Below are 23,046 nucleotides of genomic sequence, written 5' to 3' on the forward strand. Positions count from 1 at the left end.
GAGCCGCACCCTCCAAAATTGTTTTGGAGGGTGTTTTGATTATAAATCATTAGTTTTCGCCTAGCTTAGAATGAATTTGGTAAAATTATGCAAAATAATGTAAAAATGTTCTTTATTTTACTTAATCTCATATGTTATACTTAAAAAAATACATTTATTGTTAAGTGATAATCGTAATATCACAACATTGTGACGGATCATAGTGTGATTCGCCAGATAGAGAAGGAGGAAGAGAGATGCATCACGAAGATCAGGTAAAAGTCTTTATAACTCAAAATATTAGACACAAGAAAGAACTCAAAATTGAAGATGAGGGTACACGAGAACTTTTCGGCATAAAACCCGAGATACATGTTAGAATTCATAAAAAATAGTTGCCTCAGAGGCGTATCGATCATTAGATATCATTCTACCTTTCGATTTCTAGTCCTCACTATGCGGTGGCGTAACCTTCATGTATTATATGTCACACAGAAGAACGATATGACAAACCAATAAAGACCACAAAAAAACAGATCAAAGAGGAGAATATTTTATGAAACTCACTAAAATCTTAACCACAACCCTATTAACCCTAACCATCCTAACACAAACTATAATCGTAGCACAACCTTCGTTTGCATCATCCACCCCCACCGACATCTCTGGCCACTGGTCAGAACCCTTCGTTACTTCACTTGTCAGCCAAGGCGTAATCTCAGGATATCCTGATGGGACGTTCAAACCCGATAAATCCATCAGTAACGTGGAGTTTCTATCCCTAACCCTTAAAGCCATGAATGAAACCATCCCAACGATACAAAATAACGAAACATGGGATATGCCGATCATGAAAAGAGCATCCGAACTTGGACTTGTTAAAACAGGTGAGCCCATGGCAGATGCTACAAATGAAATCACAAGAGAACAAGCAGCAACCATCCTTTATAGAGCATTACAGATCAAAGAGGGGATCCAGTATGACCAGTGTTACACGTCAATACTGGATCAAGTGATATTCGACCATGACCAAATTGAAAGCGCATACAGAGATAGCGTTTATAGTATGCTTCAAAAAGGTGTGTTTACTGGTAATTCGAATCACTTTGATGCTAAAGGGCTTATGACACGTGGTGCTTCGTGTGTGGTGATTGAGAGGGTGCTCGATAAGGGGAAAAGGGCTAATCCAACAAAAACAAAAAATGAATTTAGGGTGTTTGTTGATTTAAAATACCCTATTGAAAGTAAAAACAGCATTCAAATGCCTTTTGAAAATGGCAAACCCGTTATTGATAATGAAAAAGTAATCTCCGAATTAAAGCAACATGAGAACAATACATTTTCAGGATTTTTATACGATTACTATTACTATGATGATTACATTAACGAAAAATGGTCTGCACCAGGATATGATAATTATGAAGCCAAAAAAGAATATACAGATTCACTAATAAGCATCGGCATTGAAGCTATGAAAGTTTTTTATAATTATGATTATCAAGCGGATATGAAGACTTATCAAAAATCGCTTCAATGGGTATCTGCGACAAATAATCCTAAAAAAGATCGTATTGAGAGTTTGATCAATTCCATTCAAAGCAATACTTTGATTATGGAGAGTCAATTTATAACAGATAAAACCCTTTTCTATAATAGTTCTGATGGATATCCCAGATTGAGAGGACGCTTGTATTTTACTTTTAAATCGCCAAGCCAAAAAGCAGAAATGTTTCAAACACATTTTAATGATGTTGTTGTGAAACTTAAAGTTGACCAGTGGTATTATATTGATCTTGAAGCCTTAGTAGGTGATTACGGTGCACATAGTGGTGTTGAATGGGAACACAGCACGCCAAATTATGCTAATAATTACTATCTTACAGACTTTATCCCTGTTACCCCTTCTAATTAAGGAGTCAATAAAAGATGAAAAAAAAAATAAGTATTTTTTTAATATTTGTATTATTTATAAACTTGATCATGCCATTTGATTTTTCAGAAAACGATGTTATAAATCCATACAACAAATGGACCAATGCATTTGATTTCGTAACAAACACCCCCACAGTGAGCACAGGTATTGCCTTTAGAACCGTTGGTTTTAAAGCCTATTTCACACAAAATGGTAAGAACTATGAAGCATTTTTTTTAGGACAAAATTACGATTTTGTTGAATACAAAGATGAAAAAGGTAAAACGTGGTCAACAAACTATTTCCACGTCCCCCTAAGCCCAGACAATACCATCCAAAATGAAGGCATTCCATCCATCTTTGAAGCTTTTGAGAAAACCTATAAGGACTCTGCTGATCGAGTGAACATCGCTGAATTTTTCGCAAAGGATAACATTCTTAAGTTAGATGCCGTTTTTGCAAAAGTAAAGAACAATGTGCCACAAGGCTCAATTTTCATCGGCGCAAATGGTGAACTTATTCCTGAGGGTACAATTTGGAAAACAGAGTCAGAATTTTTAGGTTCGGGGATTGACTGGAATTCAGACACACTTAAAGCTGTACATGAAGATTATTACGGCATACTATTAGGTTTTCCACCACAACCAGTGGGAGAACCTAAACCCGAAATAAACGGCACGGTTGACAGTGTAAGAGCCGTTAGACCTGTTCATACTTTCAAAGAAGGACAAACGATTCAGCTCGATGCAACGGGCAGCACATTTCCAAATAAGAGTATGCCCCTTATTTATAAATGGAAATACCGAAAAATTGGCACATCCACTTGGTTGCCAGTCATTATGTCAAGTTCGGGGACGCCGTTTAAAAACAGTCTTGAAGTTGGGGAATATGAAGTTGAATTATCAACGGCAGCAGTCTGTTTTAGAGCTTGGTGGAATACTTCGGTTGAAGTACCTTCTAAAACGCCTGCAACCACTCGAGTTGTCATTGAAAAGAACGCGAATCCCCTAGCAACCGCAATCGTAACTTCACCACCCGAAATCATGCTCGAGGACACACAAAATTCAATCAGCATCCCAGTTACTTTAAACACAAAAGTACTGAATGTAGAGCAGACAGATATTTTATCCGTGGAGCTTCAACTCTCCACCTATGAAAARGATCAAAAAAAGTCGCAATTTTTTTATCCAAGCCTTAGCCAGAGCATGGCATATAGCTTTACGATTCCTTACTACGGCATCCCTAAAACTCAAATATTCGAAGGKAGGGCAATCGTCACCCTAAAGGGGGGTGGGATGATMGAATCGCCCATAGCGAGAAGCTCAACCTACCTTTACAAAAACGCTAACAATTTACCCCCAGTGCCAGTGCTTGACATGCAAGCAGAATCCTTAATCGGCAGTACACGGATATCAGGGGGACGCTCATATGATCTTGATGGTACAATAGAAACCTATGATTTTTCCATACCAGGCATTGGCTTTAATCAAGAAGATTCCAAATCATATGCATATCCAGAATTTAAAGGCACAGGGAYATTTCAAGTCATTTTGGGCGTAACCGATGATGACGGCGCAAGAAGTGAAACRGGTGGTTATATCAAAATAACACCGCCACATCCCTCAATAGAACTATCCAGTTCTGGCTACTATAAGGAAAACAGAAAAATCACACTAAGTGCCATAAACTATAGCGAATACTCTAGCCCAGTRGGTGAGCACTACAACTGGACAATCACACYCATGGACGTTATAAATCCTCAAAGCAACGTTAAAATGGTTTCGGCACATGGCAAACAGATTGATGTRCTTATGAAAAAAGAGGGCAAATACCTTGTGACCTGTACAGGGACAAATACTTATAGTCTAACCGATACCAAAACCATGATTTTAAACATATCAGAGGACTTACCACCAAGTATGGTGATTGACAGCACAACCCCACAGTTTAGAAACAGTGAACAGAAAGCCACTATCACCGCTTACGATCATTCGTATTCGACAGATGGCGACTCTGTTCAAAATAGAACATGGTCATACCGATTTGACAGCGACAATGATGGTCTTTTTACAGATGAAACTGCGGTAAACATAAAGGCCACCACGGACTATACAGATAACGCATTGAAATTTGATGTAACACACGTTGGCCAGTATGAAATTACATTAGCGGTAACGGAAAGCTTTGGCCAAGAGACCATACCTCATTTTATCACACAAGCAGACTACAAAACGGGAACGACAAAATGCATTGTCACCGTAGACAACTATAAGCCAGTGGTCAACTTCATGGCAGTGAATGAAAAAAAGATTGACATTGATGTAATGACAGACTATGAAGGTCAAGACCTTTTAGATCTTGAATCCAAGCTGAATTTAATGGTAAATGAAAGCTATGACCAATTTTTGAATATCAAATTCAATGTGATCTCAGAAAAAAAATACCTTGGACGCTATCTGCATCCAGATGCRACTGGSTATATAAATGTGACCAACGCAGACACTGAAAAATATCCTGTTGCCTATTGGAACGGCCTACTGGAGTATTCAGATCACACCTATGTGGTCTCATACACCACATCACGTCTTTATACCAACAAAACACAAACCACAGAAGGGACTTTTCCTGCACGGATCATTAAAAGTTATCAAATCCATAATGGTGCAGGTAAGCTCTGGCTTCTTGAAAATGGAGACGTTTACTTTTTGGGCACAACATCGACCAATAGTATTGGTTTTTGGGGAAGTGATCAAATTTTTGTCCTAGCYCCCATTAAAATATTGAGTGATGTGAAACAACTTGTAGGTGGTGATGATAAGTACTATATGCTCACAAAGAGTGGCGATGTATATGCCATTGGCAGYACTTATAATTATGTTTTTGGTGTAGGATCGTTCTTTACATCTTGGGAAAATGTTGCAGACTATAGGTGGATTGTMAGYGTAACATCAGATGAATCGGGGGGACACCCTTATAGCTATGGCTCTTATAATAATGTGACGGGTTATTATAATGCGACAAAGGTACAGGGGTTAACCGGTATAGATTATCTTTGGTCAAATGGTGTAACCGTAGTGGCCCGTAAAAATACTGGAAAGTGGTACGGCTATGGCTTGGGCCTAAATGGATTTGGTATGTCAACGGGTTTTGTCAATGTGCCACCTGCTTCTATATCAGGCGCTTACTCATATACAATACAAACGATGTACAATACAAAATACGTTTTCGAGGGTTCAAACCAGATCGTCGAACTGACCAACTTATCTCATTTAGATGCGCAGATAGGCGGTATAGAAAAAATAGAACCCAATAAAGCCTATGGAAARGAKGGACACCTTTACACATTCAAAGAGACACCCACAATCCTAGAAGGTGAAGAAACGTTTACAAATGGGTTAAATGTGCCTGAGGGCATCCAGTATGTCGTTAAATATTCGGGTCCTGGCTATGTAACGGTGATCTATCCAAGGCAAGTCACACATTCTGACTTTACCTATTCTAGAGGAGAAAAATGGCAAAATACGATTAATCTAAGGTCAATACCATTTGTTTATACATCTGTTGATGAAATTGATGCAAGTCAAACAAGCAGCGCACCTTATTTAAATTTAATTCCAAAAGTGGATAAACTCAAAATCTCTTCTCGTTATGAATATGCATCAATATTTACAATCAATTCGGTGTCAAAGTCATTTTGGCTATCCCCAACGGATCAAACCCCTATTTGATTATAAATATCTTGCTTATAAAGAGATGTACACCTATTCTCATAAGACTTATAATCCTTGGGTTAATGTTGATCGTGATGACGACGATGGGAATGATCGTTCGGGTCCAGGATATGATTATTATTTTAATGTTACAATTGGGTCTACCGTTGCTTTAAAAGAATCACCTTATCAAGTCGGTTGGAAAACCTATGGGATAGATGTCGCTAAAATCAAAACAAGTACGTATAGAACAGGCTCGAGTAAATACCTTCTGTACCTTGCAAAATCGGATTCTTTTAAAAAGGTATCTCAAGATTTAGAAGATTTTATAAAAGCGCATGACATCGCTGTGAGAGTCTCCACAAAAGCCTCTTATGTTGATGATACTTCCATTTCAGCGACTGAAACCAATTTGAGAAATCTGATRACAGCAAATCCAAAGGGCAAACAATATTCAGAGCATGCTATTGATGCAATGCTTGAAGACATCATAGCCGAAAACAAAATTCAAATTGCACCCGATGGTGGGACTTACRTGATATTAGGCGAAGACACCATCACCTACGACAAATTTTACCGAGACCTTGAAAACGACTCGAAACTCTCAGAGCGGTCAAGTGCCCTTCACGACAAAGACTACTTTGAAAACACAATGGGTTTATCCGCCTATCACAATCAAGTATTAGCCGTACCCCTGACCACCTTTGACAAAGTGGGCAAATTTACCATCGAATACAGAGCAACAGACAAACCCAGCACCAATGCAAGATTTATAAGTTACAACAGAACCTCAGACCCAGCCACCTTAAAAGTCTATGTACACAGACGGCCCATAGCAGACTTTGACATCACTTACAACTACAGCGCCGCAGACATAGGCATCACCCTAAACGATCTATCCTATGACCTWGACCACGGCTCAATGGCAAACAAAGGCATTATCAAATGGGACTGGGCATACAAGATCAATGGCGAGACCACATGGCACACAGGCAAGCCTACAAATGTTAACTATAAAGACACCCTTGAAATCGCAYTGACAGTCACAGACCTAGAAGGGGCGACCTCGAAGATCAATCAAAGGGTGTTTATAATGCCTGATGAAATGCCCATAACCCTGACCAGCACCCTAATCACAGAAAGACCAGAATTTAACACCCAAAGTATCCCCGCATCAGAAATTCTAAAACTCAAAGACATAAAAGTGAACACCACCTTAGCACATGGCATAGAAGTCACTTTAAAAAACAACGCTGGCACAACCCTTAAAAAGGACATTGCCTACACCAATAGCTCTACCGCTCACTACACCGAACCAAATGCAAGCGAAAGGCGCTGGCATGACATCACCATAGAGATTCCAGCGCCTTACAAAGATGGGGACTATCAAATCGAACTCGCCCTAAAAGACCTAAAGACGCGCACAAGTGTAGACTATCCGATTTCGGGCGAGGACCAGATGATCAACACACACCCTTTCAAAGTGAAGACACCCGTTAAAATCACCGCATCACTCACCGCAGAAAGTGGCAACACCTATGACCTCAAAGGCATCACAGGGCGATATTCAAACGAGACCCTCGTCAGACTCTTTTCAGGGACCCCCTATGAAAAGACCTTCGCTCTATCCAAAACCTCAGAAACGCATAAAGCGAATCGCCTGGAAGACGAAGAGACATGGAAGCGCAATATAAAAGTCATCGCAACAGATCCAGTCACAGGTGCACCAGCACCCTCAGGACAGTACACCGCAAGGTTTGAAACCCAGACGCTATCAGGGAACCGTGCCATAGACGAAGTCTCCTTTGACTATCAACCCGTAACCGTCAAATACTTCGATGCCATAGGCTACTGGAACCACTGGAGAGGACAGACCACACTCAAGGGCGAAGTCACCACCATAGAACCTCACCGGTTTCTATCACACGAATGCGTGATCTTTGAAGCCTTAATCCAAGGGGATATAGAAAGGGCGCTCCTAAGGCTCAGCCCAGAACTGGAATCCATGACCTACTGGGACAAGTACAACAACGTCTACCGCTATGAAGATGACTTTAAAACGAGATACTACTTCCCAGAACGCCTAAGACGCACCAAGAAAACCGCAGAAGGTGACCTCTGGCAATTTGAATACGCCCTGCCCTATGCAGACTCCACCCAGAGCTTTGAGAACGAGCGCCTAAAGCCGAGCTATAAAGCCACACTCTACGTCATCCCAAAGGGCGTGGACTGGCACGGTGACTATAACACAGAGGGCATGATCAAAATGGAGATCACCGACATCGACATCACAGGCAACATCTATGACCTGCTCTACATTGAGCCGGTTCGGGGGAATCGGGAGTAGGAAGTAGGAAAGTAAAAAAAGGTAGAAACCATTTATAGATGCTTATACGTCTTAGAAATGCAATAAAATGCCAGTGCATAAGCACAAGCCGTAAATAAAAACATCACTTTAAAACTGATGAGATCCACCACTGCACCCAAAATAAGTGGACCTGTTATAGCCGCAAGCGAAGAAGCGAAATAATAAAGACCTGTATACGTACCAATTTTATCTTCGCTTGTCTGTTCTACAACCAAGGGGTAGGAATTGATGTTGATGAGCGCCCAAAAGAACCCACCTATAAACATCAAAATCATCATGATGAGCGTTGAATAGGGCACGATCGTTCCAATGGATGCAAGAAGAATAAAAACTATCGTATCACCAAGAAGACCGATTAAAATCGTGCGACGTTTTCCAAGTTTGCTGCCTATAAAGCCTGAGGGAATCGCAAAAGTTAAAAATGAAAGCGCAAAAAAGCCTAAAATGAGAGAGGCATCTGCAACTTCAAGCCTTAAGAACTGAACACAATAATTGCTAAAAGTGGCTTCGACACCTTGATATCCTACAAACCAAAAGAAAATGGCAATTAGAATCCAAGCTGTTGAATGATTGGGATCGCGGTATATTTCAGATAGAGAATGCCTGAGACTTGGCATTTCTTCTTCAGAGCGGACACCCGTATTCGGTTCTTTTATAAACCTAAGGAGCATAAAAAGTGCTAATAGCATAAGAAGTGCAGTTGTAAAAAAGGGTAGATTAGGGTTTGCACGGTACAAAAAAGACCCTCCCACAAGGACAAAGACCGAAGCGAGGCCGCCCATGAAATTAATGATCCCATTGGCTTTGCTTCGAAGCGGTGCAGGGGTAATATCGGGCATAAGAGCCACAGTAGGTGCTCTGTAAATCGCCATTGAAAAATTGAGCATGGTGATTGTAATCATAAAAGTTAAAAAATTAAGATAATGTGGCAATAGAATAAATGCAATTGCAGAGAGGGGAATACCAACCATGAGATAGGGCATGCGCCTTCCAAAACGTGTATGCGTGCGATCACTTAATGAGGCAATAAAAGGGATTAAACTTACCGCCAAGATATTATCAAGCGTCATAATGGCATTAATCTGGAATTGACTATCCATAAAGTCTCTTAGAAAAATAGGGACATAGATATTATACAGTGGCCAAACGAGGCTTACTGCAAAAAATCCGAGCCCTAATATGAAGGTTTGTTTAATATTGAGCTTCATACGACCTCCTCATCAAAAAGTGCCAGTATTTTATCTGGGCAATCTGTTATGATTGCGTTTATTTGTTGATCAATGAGTTGCCTTGCAACTTGAGGATCATTAAGCGTATAGGTGTTGATTTTGACTTCTTGCATCAAGAGCCCTTTTAAATGGTCGCCGCTCAGTGTCAAGTAATGTGGATGATAAAAATCAGCGTGAATTCGATCTAAGTAAAGCCAAGGTTCAATGAGCAATGCCGTCGTTAAAGCACCTGTTAATACGGACGCATCCAGTTCTTTAAGCCGCACAAGCGCTCGGTGATCGAATGAAGAAAAGATCAATTGATTCTTATTCAAATAATTCAAAGCAAGTTTTAGAGTGCGTTCTTCAATATCAGGATAAAATTGGCTTCCTGCTTTGAATTCAATATTGAGTATGCGAGGTTCTGAAAGCGGTTGTTCTCTTTCAAATTTCGAAAATAATTCAAGGACTTCTTTTAGTGAGGGAATCCTCTCTTTTAAATTATTTTGATAAAGGGTCATCGTGCTTAGTGCTCTATATGTAAAATCATAGATAGAACCACTTTGACCAGTCATGCGTTCAAGTTCAAAATCGTGAAAGACGACGATTTCCCCATCTTTAGAATAGTGAATATCCAGCTCTAAACCATGAGCGCCAATTTCTAATGCTTTTTGGAAGGCAAGTAATGTGTTTTCAGGGTATAAACTTCTAAAACCTCTATGGGCTAATACTTTAGTACTCATTATTGGACCTCTTTCTTTAGGCGCAGATCCTATTTTGACCTAACGCAAACTAATCCGTATAAAAAAACAGTGAGCAGATCTGCTCACTGTTCCTATTCGATATGGATTGATATAAATCCTTTATTTTGGATGAATCTCCTTTATATTTAACCTATATTTTACAATTAGAGCGCATCAAAATGTGCTTCTTCAAAAGTGATCATCTCTAGGTTCATATAACATGCAGCTTCGACGATATTAAAGGCAAGAAGTGCACCACTACCTTCGCCAAGGCGCATATTCATATCTAAAAAAGGATCAAGATTGAGATAATCTGTGGCAATTTTAGCCCCTTTTTCGAGTGAATAATGTGAAGGAATTAAGTAGTCTCTTACCAGTGGGTTGAGCTTACAGGCGATAATCGCAGAAACCGTAGAGATAAAACCATCGATGATAATGGGCACTTTCTTATAAGCACCACCGATCATAGTGCCCGCCATGCCAGCGATATCAAGGCCACCTACTTTGGATAGAATATCCAGTGGATCATCTGCATTGGGTTTATTGATATCAATAGAACGTTTAATCACATCCGCTTTATGAGCCAATTTTTCCAGTGGAAAGTTCGCACCAATCCCTGTGATTTCACTTGGATCAATCCCTGTAATCACAGACAGAACAGCAGTGGACGTTGAGGTGTTTCCAATCCCCATTTCGCCAGTGGCCAAGATTTTTGCGCCATTATCGACAGCTTTTAGGGCTATTTCGATGCCAACTTCTAATGCCTTGATCGCTTCATCACGTGACATTGCAGGGCCTTTGGTCATATTATGCGTACCGTACATCACTTTTTTATTGATGACATATGCATCTTCTATGTCGGTCATAACGCCGATGTCCACGGCGTAGATTTTAGCATTCATTTGTTTGGCCAGCGCGCCTGCACCCGTTAATCCTCTTGGAATATTAAGAGTCTGAATATAAGTCACATTTTGAGGCGCAGAAGCGATGTCTTCAACACATACCCCGTTATCAGCGCACATGACAATAAGTGCTTTTTCATCTGTCATGGGATAGGCTTCTCCTGTGATACCAGATACTTGAATCACAAGATCTTCTAATTTCCCCAGAGAGCCCTGTGGCTTATTGAGATTTTCAACGCGATTTCGAACAGTTGCCATCATATCGCGATCAATCTCTGTAATACCGGCTAATACTTTTTTTAACATGAATATCCTCCTTCAATGACATGGCGTAAAGGCATAAACTTTATGCAAATGGCACAAAAAAAGCCCATTACTCCTAGAGTAATGAACTTTGCCTTCATTCATTGTTTGGCTTGTCGGCAGGTCTCCTGGCTCAGCATCATCACGAATCTTACGCCTTCCCGAGTAAACTCAGTGGCATGTGTAAGTCGCTCCACTTTACAGTGATGGGTTCGCTTAGGATTTTCACCTAATTCCCTATTCTCCAAAATCATTTGGCACCGCACATGTCGTTTATAGTGTTGTTACACAAAATATATTATATGAAATTTAAATGCACGTCAAGAGTCTAAAGTCATTTTTAAAATTCTAGTATGCATTAGAAAGCAACTTATGAATCCAATAAGATGAGATGACGATGAGTAACATCACGATAATATTCACTGTAAAGAGTGTTTTTTTCCCGATCCAAGCCAGAAGTAAGAGTAGTGCCATAAATGAAGCGCCTTTGATAAATGCTTTTAAGATATGGTGTTTGGTTTCAGCCTTGTGCTCAAGTGATTTTCCAAGGATTACTTGTACAAGGATATAGGCGCCAATAATAATGGCAAAATAGGCACATACCTCAAATATCGAAAGTGAAAGTTGAAAATCTTTTGGACTGCCACTTATAGTGTCTTTAATGAGAGCATAAGTTTCACTTGCCATGGCAAGTGTGATCGTCCCTAAAATAGAAGTTGAAAGACAAACAATATCGAGAAGTTCATAAAGCTTTTCTTTAGGTGTTTTTGGTGGCAAGCTTGCAATCACATCGTCACAAAAGACTTTATAGTCTTCACCGATTACCGTTTGAATATCATCATTTCTCTCTTGAGCAGAAAGAACCATTTCAAGGAGATCGTGACGCACAACCTCTTGATGATATTCTGAAATATTTGCAACGCGCAGGTAGCAGATGATATCCGTTAAGACTTCGTTATTTGCTTTGCTTAGTTTTTTATCGAGCGCGTTATTGAGTTGATTGAGTTTTTGCGTTTCTTTTTTCATTTGGGATCACCTCTGTCTGAAAATAGTGTGTCAACCGCAGTTTTGAGTTCTTGCCAGTTGGATAAAAAGGTTTCAAGTTCTACTTGACCGGTTTGGGAAATAGAGAAATACTTTCTTTTGGGGCCTAATGGAGAAGTTCTATGCTGTGCAGTTATTAGAGCATTTTTTTCAAGTCTCAAAAGGATCGGATAGATAGTGCCTTCTGAAATATTAGAAAAACCATATGTTTGAAGTGCTTGCGAAATTTCATAGCCATATGTTTCTTGATGACTGATAACCTTTAAAATACAGCCCTCCAAAGTCCCTTTTAGCATTTGTGATGGTATCAAATTTTTCACTCCCTTAAATGGTACTATGTAATACATAATACCTAGCTATATTGTAATGCATAATAGTCAAACTGTCAAACTGTCTTTTTTTAGTGAAGAGGTGAGCCCTAATAGTTAAAAAGCAAAACAGTCTTCACTTGAGGCTGTTTTGCTAGTATGAGATAATAGCGTTAGAGTGTCAAAAGTCAGTTTTGATACTCAAGCGCATATAGGATAGATAAAACTTAAAATTTAGGAGCTTGTAGCGGAGGCGTGCTTATGAAAAGATGTAAAGTTGAAATGCTGGATAGCGCTTTAAAAAGTAAGGTTGAGCAATATAAGGACTTATTTGAATCTGTATATCCTTTTATTCAGGTTGAAATCTTTGAAGCAAATGAAAATATTGTTTATTTTAATGAAGAAATCAGTCACTTGCGCTATCTTATAAAAGGAAGGGCAAAAACATCACTGGTACATGAAAATGGCAAACGCTCCATTATTCAGTTTGTGATGCCCGATGAGTTCATTGGTGAGTTGAGCCTTATTGATGTGGAAAAACAACCTAAAGATGTGGTCGCAATTTCAGAATGTATCTGCATTTCACTTGCGTTTTTAGATGTAAAAGCCATTCTTTTAAAAGATGACAAATTTCTATTGGCATTAAGTCGTTATATTGGTCAAAAATTATTAAAGCGAACGTGGTTTAACTCAAAAAATCAAAATTATGAGCTCAAAAACCGCCTTGCAGCTCATGTTTTAATGTCTTCTAATAAAGGCATTTACCAAGAAAAACATACGGAAACAGCTGAATTTTTAGGCGTTAGCTATAGACATTTGTTGCATACATTCTATAATTTTCAAGCAGAAGGTCTAATCGCAAAGCAGAAGAAGGGTTATAAAATTGATGCGGAAGGGTTAGCCATTTTGGCTAAAGATATAGAGATTGGGGATTATGTTTAGGAGATAAAGTTGCTTTAAATTAATACAAAATGATTATGCCTTCAATGTGATTGTCAATTGCTAGAGTTCTTTTCTATTATCTAGGAATATGAGAAGACTTAGGAAAAGAGAAGCTCCCAGCACGAACCACCATATTTGAATTGGACCTATGATGGGAATGAGCCATCCGCTTAGGAGTACGCCAAGTGCATTCATCCCTTCTTTTAAGATGAGATAAAGTGCGTTGATTCGCCCTCTAAAATCAGTTGGCGTGTGATCTGCAATATAAGTTTTAATATTTGTAGCCATGAGGATTTCTCCGAAGGTCCAAGTGATTGTGGCGAGCACATAGAAAAGGTAGCCTGATATAATGGCATACAGTCCAAAACCAACTGCATAAAAAATACCTCCGAGAATAATGTTCACAGAAGTGGCATTATTTTTAGTTTTAAGTGTAATGAATGAAGTACTTAAAATCACCGTAAAGGCATTGATGCTGAAAATAGTACCCAGCAAGGCAGAACCGTTGTCGTTAAAGGCATAGGCAAATAATAGAGGCAGAGAAAATTTGACTTGTACATAGATCAGGGAGAATGCAGATGTAATCAAGATAAAAGTCGCCAATCTTTTATTGGATTTTAAAATAGAAGCTGTTGTGGCATTGCTTTTGACCCATAAAGTTTCGGGATCTACATGTGAGCTGATCATCGTTTTTATATAGTGCTCACTGATGAATGTAAAGACCAGCATAACGGCAATGAGGGATGTGAGGACATCTATCATGAAGAATAAAGGCAAATTGATTTTAAATAGAAGACCCGCTAGGGCAGGTCCAACGGCTACGCCGATATTGATACCGAGGTACATCAATGAGAGCCCAAGCTTGCGTTTTTCAACGGGCATGAGGTCAATTGCCAATGCATCTAGTGCAGGTCTAACAGCGCCATTGAAAAAGGTTGAAGTGATTAATAGTATAATGATGACATGTGGTGTTGAAATAAAAGCACAGGGGAAGAGTGTCAGACCGGCAATGGTTTGCATGATAAGGTAAATTTTACGTCTGCCATAGTGATCGGCGAGTTTTCCCCCCATAAGTGAGCCCGGCATTCGGCTCACAAGTGCAAGTGTGACCACAATACTAGACTCCGTCACAGACATACTCAGCTTTTGAGTGAGATACAATGCTAAAAGAGGGCTGACGAAATCGCCAAATCGATTGATGACATTGGCGATAAATAGAACATAGACTTCTCTAGGAAGGCCTTTATATTCGTTGAAAAATTGAAACATGACTTAACCTCCATAATGGATACCGATGATGTGATATAGGGTTTAGCTTTATATGGATATCCTGTAGACTTGATTTTAGCAAAAAAAAATAGTATTGTATAACAAATAAATACGATGCAATTAATCGATTTTATCGATAAAGGAGACCTGTATGAACACGGACGTTTATCAAACATTTGTGACTCTAGCTAAAACACTTAGTTTTTCAAAAACAGCTGAACAGCTTAACGTGGTACAATCTACGGTTTCATCACGTATCGTTGAACTTGAAAAACATTTGGACCAAACCTTGTTCAATCGGAGTAAACGATTGGTCGAGTTGACACATGCTGGTCGTGTGTTCTTGCCCCATGCCGAAAAAATACTTAAAAATGAACAAATGGGGATAGAAAAGCTCAAGACGATAAGGATTTATGAGGATAAGCTTAAAATTTGCAACGTGGGCAGTATTTATAGGGGGAAAATCGCTGGTATTGTCAATGAATTTTATAATAAATATCCTATGTATGAGGTTGATATTGAGTTTAAGATTTCAGAGATTCAGGTGGATATGCTCATTGAAAGTGAAATTGATATTGGATTTTTAAACAGAAAACCCCTTTCAAGGAAAATTGAAGTGAGACCCTATATGGATTATCATATGATACTGGTGGCGCCAAGTGATTATCCAATTGGTCATAAAATTGAAAGGGAGCAGTTATCCGAAATCGACCTTTCTGTAATCAGTCATAATCCACAACTTCAGGAGTGGTTTGATGAAATTTTGCCTACAAACTATAGACCGAGATTACGCATTAACAGTAGCATTCAATTACGCGATCACATCAAAAGGGGTTACGGCTGTGCTTTTTTACAAGATTTTTTGGTTAAGGAAGATATCGCAGAAGGGCGCATGAAGCAAATCGAGATAGAGGGCGTTAAACCACTTAAGCTTTCAAGCTATATCGCTATAAATAAATCTAGAGCAAACGCTGAGGTCGTACAGCGTTTTTTAGAATTGATTCCAGAATGGGATGAATTTAAGTACAATATTTGAATCAAAAATGGATGATTTTAGAGGTGTCCGATCATAAAAAAACGTTGAAAGCAGAATACTTTATTGAACCGCCTTATCAAGCGACTATTAGTCACGAGTTATTCAACGGAGAATGGTCAAGTGAAAAATTGACTTATTAGAAAATTAGTGATATAGAACAGATCGACCGCATTCGAACACGGCCGAATTTTTTTCGACCTTTCGGTCGAATTCGATTTGTGAGGTGATGTCTATGTCTGATATTTTAAGCTTACTGGTGCGCGGTGAAACAAAGTACGTTGAATTTAAAGAAAGATATTCTAAGACAATATTGAAAACGGTGTCTGCATTTTCAAATTACCATGATGGCAAAATTATCATAGGCATTACAGATGATGGTCGTGTTATAGGCGAAAATTTAAAATTTAGAAAATTGGAAAGTTTACTCGCGGATAAACTTGGTATAACAGAGGTTAGTGAAGATATTCTCAAATCCCTTGAACTTATTCGAAATGACAAATACACAAATGCAGCAGCAATTGTTGCAGATTCAAATTCATTTATGGATAGAGGAATGGACTTTATTTGTTATGCGGATCAATCTATGTTGAATTTCATGGACAGAATAAACTTAAAGTCAGTTTCTGTTGTTGAAGAATTTGAAACGGCAATGTTGTTTTATAAAAAACATATTAATCAAGGTGATATGATAAAAGGCGCATACCGGGAGTCGTTTGATGAAGTTCCTGAAGAAGCATACAGAGAAGCGGTCGCAAACGCGATTATTCATAGAGACTATAGCAAAAGAGGGCATAATAGAGTTGAGATTTTTGAAGATCGAATTGAGATTACATCGATTGGAGGATTGCCAGTAGGCATTTCAAAAGAAGAATATGTAAATGGCAATTTTTCGAATGCCAGAAACCGAATAATAGCAGATATATTTTTAAGATGCAGAATTATTGAAAAAGTGGGAACAGGTGTTAGACGCATTAGAGATGCCTATAGAACATTTAGTCAGAGCCCAGAATTTAAGATATATGAGAACTCAATTCAAGTCATCTTACCTAGACTGAAAATGGCAATAGAAGCAATGGAGACGAATGTAAAACAGCTCTCATTAACACTTGAAGAAGAAAAATTGTTTAATTATATAAAGTCAACAAATGGGATAAGTCGTGCAGCGGTAGAAACATATATGAGTGTAGGTAAGACAAAAGCAACGCAGTTGATTAATGACCTCATTGACAAAGGCGTAATTATCAAGGTTGGCGTTGGTAAAAATACATTATATAAATCTAAAAAGTGAGTGTTCTTCGCAATCGTATCCAGTTGTGTATGGAGCTGTGCAAATTTTATCGCAGTTTTACCTGTCATCTTTGAGATGACTAACAAGGGGGCTTATTTATGTCTAGTAGAATAATACTTGATTTTACTGAATATAATAGAGCATAATTATTATAAGACACTAGTATTGATACATTTACAAGGAGGGGCTAGATGAAAGCATATAATGTGATTACTTTATGCGGTAGTACTAAATTTAAAACAGAATTTTTGCAAGTTCAAAAGGAATTAACACTTCAAGGAAATATCGTAATTTCTGTCGGGTTATTTGGCCATTCTGGTGATGATGAAGTGTGGAAAGAAGGCACTAAAGAAATGCTTGATGATATGCATAAGCGAAAAATCGATATGGCAAATGAAATATTTGTAATCAACAAAAACGGTTATGTTGGAAGTAGTACTAAATCCGAAATAGCATATGCAAAATCTACTGGAAAAACTGTACGATTTCTTGAGCCGTTTGAGAAATAGCATTGTGATTATGATTGTTAATCTTCATGGTTTACAAGCTCTATAATATATGCTAATATAATTGAAATATTAACCTGTGATGAGAAAAGTACAGACTATGAAGTCCAAGCGAGTGGGGAATGGTGTGAGCCCATGACTAAAATTTTCTGGAAAAGGGCCTCGGAGGTTGCTTATTGAGCCTAGCAAAATAAGCACGGTAACCCCGTTATAGGTTTCGAGTGAGTGCTATGCACTAACAAGAGTGGTACCGCGGATAAGCTCCGTCTCTTTTTATGAGACAGGGCTTTTTTTTATTAAAAAATTGGAGAAGGAGGAAACACAATGAAGACATTACTTGATGATTTATCAACAATTTTAACGATGGCATTTGAAGAAGCAGGTGTTTCTTCCAGATCAATTGAAGTGAGTTACTCTAGAAGACCAGATTTATGTGACTTTCAATGTAATTCTGCTCTGAAATGTGCAGCAAGTATTCACAAAGAACCTATAGAATTGGCTCAAAAAGTTGCTACAATACTTGGAAAACAGGAAATTTTCTTGGAAGTTACTGCACAAAATCCGGGATTTGTGAATCTAAAACTCTCTAGCGATTGGATTGCGGAGCGTTTAAAACAGATGAACCAAATGGAGCGTTTAGGATATAAATTAAGTGACAATCCTCAAAATTTGCTAGTCGATTTTGGAGGTGCAAATGTGGCAAAATCCCTACATGTGGGCCATTTGCGCTCTGCTGTTATTGGTGAGAGCCTTATACGAATGCTGTATTTTAGTGGACACAATGTCATCGGTGATATTCATCTTGGGGATTGGGGACTCCAAATGGGTTATGTTATAGAGATGGTTAGACTCAAAGATGCTGATCTTCCCTACTTTGAAGAAACTGAATTAGACGGGTATCCAGAGCAAGCCCCCTTTGATATTGCAGAATTGACGGCATTATATACTCAGGCCAATATCAAAAGCAAATCTGATGAAACCTTTAAGGCGAAGGCGGCTCAGGCAACTGCTGAACTTCAAAAAGGGCGCAAAGGCTATTTGGCACTTTGGCATCATATCATGGCTGTTTCAAAATCAGATCTCAAAAGAAATTATGATCATTTGCAAGTTCACTTTGATCTATGGCTTGGAGAAAGTGATAGTCAAGAGGTTATACCATCAGTTCTAAATCACCTTGATGAGATGAAACTTCTAGTGGAAAGTGAAGGGGCAAAAGTCGTGCATGTGGGCACTGAATCTGATAAAAAGCCAATGCCTCCTTGTATCATGCAAAAGGCAAATGGTGCGGCACTTTATGCAACAACTGACCTTGCAACGATTTATCAAAGAACGCTTGATCAGAAACTAGATGGGATTATTTATGTGGTTGATAAGCGCCAAGATTTGCACTTTGAACAGGTTTTTAGAGTGGCGCGTACGTCTCATATTGCACCTCCATCTTTCAAACTAAAGTTTATAGGCTTTGGGACTATGAATGGTTTAGATGGCAAGCCTTTTAAAACACGTGATGGAGGTACGATGGCTTTAAGTGATTTAGTTGAAATCATTACAAAAAGTGCTCTGGAAAAATTGGAGAAATACAGTCAGCTTGATTCTCAAGACGAGAAAGTGCAGGCTGCATTAAAAATTGGCGTAGGCGCTTTGAAATTTGCAGATTTATCCAATCAGTCAGATAAAGATTATGTGTTTGATATCGATCAATTTACAAGTTTTGAAGGCAAAACAGGCCCTTATATTCAATATGCGGTAGTACGTATCGTATCCATTCTCAATAAACTTTCTGAAAAGGGCGTAAAAGCAGCTGAATATTTTAATGGTGAAACGGCGATAGAGAAGACTTTAATGCTCAAGCTAGCTACTTTTAGTGATTGGGTTAATATGGCGACTGAAACGTATCAGCCCTCTAAGATTTGCGACTACGCATTTGATGTGGCTCAGACCTTCAATACGCTTTATCATGAAGTCCATGTGCTCAAAAATTCCGTAAAGCGCCAATCCGAATTGATGAATTTATTGTGTCTCACGAGAGAAGTTCTTGAAGAATGTCTTTGGTTATTGGGGATTGAAGCATTAGAGAAAATGTGAAAAGATGGCAATAAGCTGTTGTTTAAAAATCATGCAAAATCTTCAATTAATTTAATAAAAGCAGATGCTGCTTTAGGCTGATAATCGTTATTAAGCGTCGCAACAACGAGATCCCAACTGGTAAAGGCATCATCTCCTACGGTATAAAGGTCAATGTTGTTTTCAAAGTTGATCAATTTGAGATACATTTCAGGAAAGAAAGTGACACCAAAACCGGATTCTGCTAGTTTGGAAGCGGTGAGAATATTTCGTGTGATAAGGGTTTTAGCAGGTGTAATGCCAGCGACTTTGAAGATGCGGCGGGCTATAGTTCGGCTCATTTGATCGTGATCTGTTAGGATAAAGCGTTCATTTTCAAGGGCCTTTAAATCAATAGCAGGGTACTTGAGATGAGTTTCTGCTTTAAACTCTATACAGATCGGATGATTTTTAGACGTTGCCAGTAAAAAGCGTGATGATCGGATATATTTAAAATTAAGGGAAGCATCTTCTTTATGTGCTTTGTCAATGTGAAGGACAGCAAAATCTATTTTACCGAGCTTAAGCATTTCGATAAGTTCCATGGTGTGATTCTCTTCAAAAGTGACTTCAATGTTTGGTGCCATATCTGAAAATGTTGGCAACAGAGAAGGTAAAAGTAATCAGCCCACATAGTTTGTAATGCCAAAATGGATGCGCCCATTTGCCAATTGATCCATATCGTGGATTTCATTTTCAAAGTCAGCATATATTTTTAGGATACTATTTGCCATCATGAAATATTTATTGCCAATATGCGCAGGACCAATCCGTTTTTAGTTCTAGAAAAAATGGATGCCCCTAGATCTTGTTCAATTTTTTTAATGGCGTTGCTTAGAGAGGGCTGTGATATATAGAGTTTTGATGCAGCTCTTGAAATGTTACCCTCTTCAGCAACGACTCTTATGTACTTTAAGTCGGTCAATCTCATACTTTATACCTCTTTTAAAAGCGTTTGAATGGTATAGTTAAAAGCTATAGTAAGTATCGGATATAATTATTTTACATATAATCAAACCTATTATAACATAGAATTAATTAGAGAAAAAGATTCATTTACAAAGCCATAACAATAGTAGTGTGTTGCTCACTTTGGGATTTTGACACGCTAACCAACAATGATTATTTTAAGGAGATTTCTATGATTAAGTTGTATGATCGCGGCGTATATTTGATTGACGGTACTGAAATTGTTGAAGATTCAGCTGGTGCTTTAGAAGAGATTAAATCACATTTTCATTATACGACTTCAAAAGGAGAAGCTAAAAAGGGCACAATGGCTTATGGGATTATTTCTGATCACAATGTCTCAGATTCTGACGAAGCATTACAATTAAAATTCGATTCATTGACTTCTCACGATATCACTTATGTGGGGATTATTCAGACGGCTAGAGCAAGTGGTATGGAGACGTTTCCAATACCTTATATTTTAACGAATTGCCACAATACCCTAGGTGCAGTGGGTGGGACCATCAATGAGGATGACCATAAATTTGCCTTATCTGCTGCGCAAAAATATGGTGGTGTATATGTACCGCCACACTTGGCAGTCATTCATTCGTATAACCGCGAGATGATGGCGGGTTGTGGCAAGATGATATTGGGTTCAGACTCACACACACGTTATGGTGCACTGGGGACACTTGCTGTTGGAGAAGGCGGAGGAGAACTCGTTAAGCAATTGGTAGGTAAAACTTATGATATTAACCGCCCTGAGGTAATCGCGATTTACTTGACAGGAAAACCTTCAAAGAGTGTTGGGCCGCATGATGTCATTCTACAGATCATCGGAAAAGTTTTTAAGAACGGATACGTTAAAAATAAAGTGATGGAATTCATCGGTGATGGTGTTTCTGCACTTGATATTGAATTCAGAAATGGCATTGATGTTATGACAACTGAAACAACTTGTTGGTCTTCAATTTGGCGTACAGACGAAAAAGTTCAAGCCTATTTTGAGATTCATGATAGAGCTGATGCCTTTAAAGCTCTTAATCCAGAGTCAGTTGCTTATTATGAGGGGTTGGTATATGTCGATTTGAGCGAAATCAAACCTTCAATAGCGCTACCTTTCCATCCGAGCAATGTATACACCATTGAGGCATTTAGGGCAAATGCACCTGAAATTCTTAAGAAAATTGAAGATGAAGCCAAAGCGCTTTGCAGCGGAGCGGGTAGCATTGATTTACTTGGAAAATATAGAGATGGCGAATTCTATGTAGATCAAGGTGTAATAGCGGGCTGCTCAGGTGGCACGTTTGATAATGTCGTAGCTGCAGCAGATATTTTAGAGGGCAACTCTATAGGCAATGGTAACTTTTCATTAAGTGTCTATCCTGGGAGCCAACCTGCCTACAGAACGCTTGTGGAAAATGGTTCTGTCGGCAAATTGATGGATGCAGGTGTCATTGTGCGTTCTGCATTCTGTGGACCTTGTTTTGGTGCGGGTGACACGCCAGCACATAATGAATTTTCAATAAGACATACGACTCGAAATTTTCCAAATAGAGAAGGGTCAAAACCGACGGGTAATCAAATGTCTTTTGTTGCCTTAATGGATGCAAAATCTATTGCAGCAACTGCTGTGAATGGTGGTAAACTCACTGGTGCCGATGAAATAGAAGTCACTTATAGCCCATTAGACTATAAATTTAATAAACAAATCTATACAAAGCGGAATTACGATGGTATTGCACATCCAGAAAAGGAAAAGTCATTACTCATGGGACCAAGTATCAAGGATTGGCCAACGATGTTCCCTATGAAAGCGCATATGCTCCTTAAAGTTTCTGCAATGATTTTTGATGAAGTGACGACAACCGATGAAATAATCCCTTCAGGTGAAACTTCTTCCTATAGATCAGATCCTTACAAGCTTTCTGAGTTTACGCTTTCCAGAAGAGACCCTCAATATGTAAGTCGTGCGAAAGCCATTAGGACAGAAGCAGAGGCTCTATTAGAGGATAATGATACGGCATTTGAAAAGGTGTTTACAGCCATTAAAGCAGCTGGGTTTGAAGTGAATTCTAATAACACCTCTTATGGCAGTTCTATTTTTGCGAAGAAGCCAGGGGATGGTTCGGCTAGAGAACATGCAGCATCGTGTCAGAAAGTGCTCGGTGCATGGGCAAACTTCGCATATGAGTATGCCACAAAGAGATATCGTTCTAACCTCATTAACTGGGGAATGATGCCATTTATCCTTAAGGAAACGCCGTGTTTTGAAATGGGGGATTATGTATTTATACCGAACTTAAAAAAATCAATTCTAGAGGGTGATGCGACGATGACCGCTTATGTCATTGGTAAAGTGATAACGCCTTTTGAGATTGGCATGGATGCACTCACACAAGATGAACGTGAGATCATTGTTTCAGGATGTCTTATAAACTACTATAAAGAAACGCGTACGAATCAATAGA

General features: G+C 38.8%; 19 protein-coding genes, 1 riboswitch and 1 other annotated feature. Of the genes, 11 read left to right on the plus strand and 8 right to left on the minus strand.

What is annotated here, in order from left to right:
- Nucleotides 1-236 precede the first annotated feature (236 nt).
- From F3D3_RS24110 to F3D3_RS10820, 4 genes are all read left to right on the plus strand, one after another.
- Nucleotides 237-374, plus strand: a complete 138-nt coding sequence (locus F3D3_RS24110) for a hypothetical protein (RefSeq protein ID WP_175438351.1) — start codon at nt 237-239, stop codon at nt 372-374.
- A 161-nt stretch (nt 375-535) separates the two neighbouring features.
- Complete coding sequence (locus tag F3D3_RS10810) at nt 536-1,891, plus strand: S-layer homology domain-containing protein (protein WP_084388962.1); 1,356 nt, start codon at nt 536-538, stop codon at nt 1,889-1,891.
- 14 nt (nt 1,892-1,905) lie between these two features.
- On the plus strand, nt 1,906-5,619 hold the full coding sequence (locus tag F3D3_RS10815; protein WP_069873830.1) for a hypothetical protein: 3,714 nt from the start codon (nt 1,906-1,908) through the stop codon (nt 5,617-5,619).
- Nucleotides 5,540-7,948, plus strand: coding sequence for a hypothetical protein (locus tag F3D3_RS10820; RefSeq protein ID WP_069873831.1), 2,409 nt, complete (start codon nt 5,540-5,542; stop codon nt 7,946-7,948). The genes F3D3_RS10815 and F3D3_RS10820 overlap by 80 nt, the downstream gene beginning before the upstream one ends.
- A 32-nt stretch (nt 7,949-7,980) precedes the next feature.
- Here F3D3_RS10820 and F3D3_RS10825 read toward each other — a convergent pair whose 3' ends face one another.
- The 5 genes from F3D3_RS10825 to F3D3_RS10845 all read right to left on the minus strand — a co-directional run bounded on the left by F3D3_RS10825 (nt 7,981) and on the right by F3D3_RS10845 (nt 12,465).
- Complete coding sequence (locus F3D3_RS10825) at nt 7,981-9,177, minus strand: MFS transporter (RefSeq protein ID WP_139132070.1); 1,197 nt, start codon at nt 9,175-9,177, stop codon at nt 7,981-7,983.
- On the minus strand, nt 9,174-9,920 hold the full coding sequence (locus F3D3_RS10830; protein ID WP_069873833.1) for a glycerophosphodiester phosphodiesterase family protein: 747 nt from the start codon (nt 9,918-9,920) through the stop codon (nt 9,174-9,176). Before F3D3_RS10830 ends, F3D3_RS10825 begins: the two co-directional genes overlap by 4 nt.
- A 164-nt stretch (nt 9,921-10,084) precedes the next feature.
- Nucleotides 10,085-11,128, minus strand: coding sequence for a nicotinate-nucleotide--dimethylbenzimidazole phosphoribosyltransferase (gene cobT / locus F3D3_RS10835; protein ID WP_069873835.1), 1,044 nt, complete (start codon nt 11,126-11,128; stop codon nt 10,085-10,087).
- 97 nt (nt 11,129-11,225) lie between these two features.
- A riboswitch (cobalamin riboswitch) is annotated at nt 11,226-11,405 on the minus strand.
- Nucleotides 11,406-11,473: 68 nt separating this feature from the next.
- Nucleotides 11,474-12,151 carry a hypothetical protein gene (locus tag F3D3_RS10840; protein WP_069873837.1) on the minus strand — a complete coding sequence of 226 codons (678 nt, stop codon included), beginning with the start codon at nt 12,149-12,151 and terminating at the stop codon, nt 11,474-11,476.
- On the minus strand, nt 12,148-12,465 hold the full coding sequence (locus F3D3_RS10845; protein ID WP_069874013.1) for a PadR family transcriptional regulator: 318 nt from the start codon (nt 12,463-12,465) through the stop codon (nt 12,148-12,150). The genes F3D3_RS10840 and F3D3_RS10845 overlap by 4 nt, the downstream gene beginning before the upstream one ends.
- Before the next feature lie 273 nt (nt 12,466-12,738).
- Here F3D3_RS10845 and yeiL point away from each other — a divergent pair, with 273 nt between their 5' ends.
- Nucleotides 12,739-13,419, plus strand: a complete 681-nt coding sequence (gene yeiL, locus F3D3_RS10850) for a transcriptional regulator YeiL (protein WP_069873838.1) — start codon at nt 12,739-12,741, stop codon at nt 13,417-13,419.
- Nucleotides 13,420-13,479: 60 nt separating this feature from the next.
- On the opposite strand, the gene F3D3_RS10855 is transcribed toward yeiL, so the two are convergent.
- The gene (locus tag F3D3_RS10855; RefSeq protein WP_069873840.1) at nt 13,480-14,688 is read right to left on the minus strand and encodes an MFS transporter; all 1,209 of its coding nucleotides are present in this window, start codon (nt 14,686-14,688) and stop codon (nt 13,480-13,482) included.
- A gap of 151 nt (nt 14,689-14,839) precedes the next feature.
- Here F3D3_RS10855 and F3D3_RS10860 point away from each other — a divergent pair, with 151 nt between their 5' ends.
- The 5 genes from F3D3_RS10860 (at nt 14,840) to argS (ending at nt 19,603) form a co-directional block, all read left to right on the plus strand.
- Nucleotides 14,840-15,724 (plus strand): LysR family transcriptional regulator, encoded by an 885-nt coding sequence (locus F3D3_RS10860; RefSeq protein WP_069873841.1) that lies wholly within the window; start codon nt 14,840-14,842, stop codon nt 15,722-15,724.
- Complete coding sequence (locus F3D3_RS24115) at nt 15,721-15,864, plus strand: hypothetical protein (protein ID WP_175438352.1); 144 nt, start codon at nt 15,721-15,723, stop codon at nt 15,862-15,864. Before F3D3_RS10860 ends, F3D3_RS24115 begins: the two co-directional genes overlap by 4 nt.
- Before the next feature lie 92 nt (nt 15,865-15,956).
- The gene (locus F3D3_RS10865; protein ID WP_069873843.1) at nt 15,957-17,012 is read left to right on the plus strand and encodes an ATP-binding protein; all 1,056 of its coding nucleotides are present in this window, start codon (nt 15,957-15,959) and stop codon (nt 17,010-17,012) included.
- Nucleotides 17,013-17,203: 191 nt separating this feature from the next.
- Nucleotides 17,204-17,521: a hypothetical protein gene (locus tag F3D3_RS10870; RefSeq protein WP_069873845.1), complete on the plus strand. Its 318-nt coding sequence runs from the start codon at nt 17,204-17,206 to the stop codon at nt 17,519-17,521.
- 67 nt (nt 17,522-17,588) lie between these two features.
- Nucleotides 17,589-17,792, plus strand: a binding site (T-box leader).
- Between the two features lie 50 nt (nt 17,793-17,842).
- Nucleotides 17,843-19,603 carry an arginine--tRNA ligase gene (argS, locus tag F3D3_RS10875; protein ID WP_069873846.1) on the plus strand — a complete coding sequence of 587 codons (1,761 nt, stop codon included), beginning with the start codon at nt 17,843-17,845 and terminating at the stop codon, nt 19,601-19,603.
- A 29-nt stretch (nt 19,604-19,632) separates the two neighbouring features.
- Here the strand turns inward: argS and F3D3_RS10880 are convergent, their stop codons facing one another.
- Together F3D3_RS10880 and F3D3_RS10885 are read right to left on the minus strand one after the other, a co-directional pair.
- On the minus strand, nt 19,633-20,229 hold the full coding sequence (locus tag F3D3_RS10880; protein ID WP_255364386.1) for a LysR family transcriptional regulator substrate-binding protein: 597 nt from the start codon (nt 20,227-20,229) through the stop codon (nt 19,633-19,635).
- Between the two features lie 125 nt (nt 20,230-20,354).
- A complete protein-coding gene (locus tag F3D3_RS10885) occupies nt 20,355-20,552 on the minus strand; it encodes a LysR family transcriptional regulator (RefSeq protein ID WP_069873850.1) in 198 nt (65 codons plus the stop codon).
- A 210-nt stretch (nt 20,553-20,762) separates the two neighbouring features.
- On the opposite strand from F3D3_RS10885, the gene F3D3_RS10890 reads away from it, so the two are divergent.
- Nucleotides 20,763-23,045, plus strand: coding sequence for a hydratase (locus F3D3_RS10890; protein WP_084388966.1), 2,283 nt, complete (start codon nt 20,763-20,765; stop codon nt 23,043-23,045).
- The last annotated feature ends 1 nt before the right edge of the window (nt 23,046 follow it).

It is taken from the genome of Fusibacter sp. 3D3, from assembly GCF_001748365.1.
Lineage (GTDB): Bacteria > Bacillota > Clostridia > Peptostreptococcales > Acidaminobacteraceae > Fusibacter_A.

What these genes read in the sequence shown, in the direction of transcription:
- F3D3_RS24110 (WP_175438351.1), top strand. Translation starts at nt 237, where the DNA reads ATGCATCACGAAGATCAGGTAAAAGTCTTTATAACTCAAAATATTAGA.
- F3D3_RS10810 (WP_084388962.1), top strand. Translation starts at nt 536, where the DNA reads ATGAAACTCACTAAAATCTTAACCACAACCCTATTAACCCTAACCATC.
- F3D3_RS10825 (WP_139132070.1), bottom strand. Translation starts at nt 9,177, where the DNA reads ATGAAGCTCAATATTAAACAAACCTTCATATTAGGGCTCGGATTTTTT.
- F3D3_RS10830 (WP_069873833.1), bottom strand. Translation starts at nt 9,920, where the DNA reads ATGAGTACTAAAGTATTAGCCCATAGAGGTTTTAGAAGTTTATACCCT.
- cobT (WP_069873835.1), bottom strand. Translation starts at nt 11,128, where the DNA reads ATGTTAAAAAAAGTATTAGCCGGTATTACAGAGATTGATCGCGATATG.
- F3D3_RS10840 (WP_069873837.1), bottom strand. Translation starts at nt 12,151, where the DNA reads ATGAAAAAAGAAACGCAAAAACTCAATCAACTCAATAACGCGCTCGAT.
- F3D3_RS10845 (WP_069874013.1), bottom strand. Translation starts at nt 12,465, where the DNA reads ATGCTAAAAGGGACTTTGGAGGGCTGTATTTTAAAGGTTATCAGTCAT.
- yeiL (WP_069873838.1), top strand. Translation starts at nt 12,739, where the DNA reads ATGAAAAGATGTAAAGTTGAAATGCTGGATAGCGCTTTAAAAAGTAAG.
- F3D3_RS10855 (WP_069873840.1), bottom strand. Translation starts at nt 14,688, where the DNA reads ATGTTTCAATTTTTCAACGAATATAAAGGCCTTCCTAGAGAAGTCTAT.
- F3D3_RS10860 (WP_069873841.1), top strand. Translation starts at nt 14,840, where the DNA reads ATGAACACGGACGTTTATCAAACATTTGTGACTCTAGCTAAAACACTT.
- F3D3_RS10865 (WP_069873843.1), top strand. Translation starts at nt 15,957, where the DNA reads ATGTCTGATATTTTAAGCTTACTGGTGCGCGGTGAAACAAAGTACGTT.
- F3D3_RS10870 (WP_069873845.1), top strand. Translation starts at nt 17,204, where the DNA reads ATGAAAGCATATAATGTGATTACTTTATGCGGTAGTACTAAATTTAAA.
- argS (WP_069873846.1), top strand. Translation starts at nt 17,843, where the DNA reads ATGAAGACATTACTTGATGATTTATCAACAATTTTAACGATGGCATTT.
- F3D3_RS10885 (WP_069873850.1), bottom strand. Translation starts at nt 20,552, where the DNA reads ATGAGATTGACCGACTTAAAGTACATAAGAGTCGTTGCTGAAGAGGGT.
- F3D3_RS10890 (WP_084388966.1), top strand. Translation starts at nt 20,763, where the DNA reads ATGATTAAGTTGTATGATCGCGGCGTATATTTGATTGACGGTACTGAA.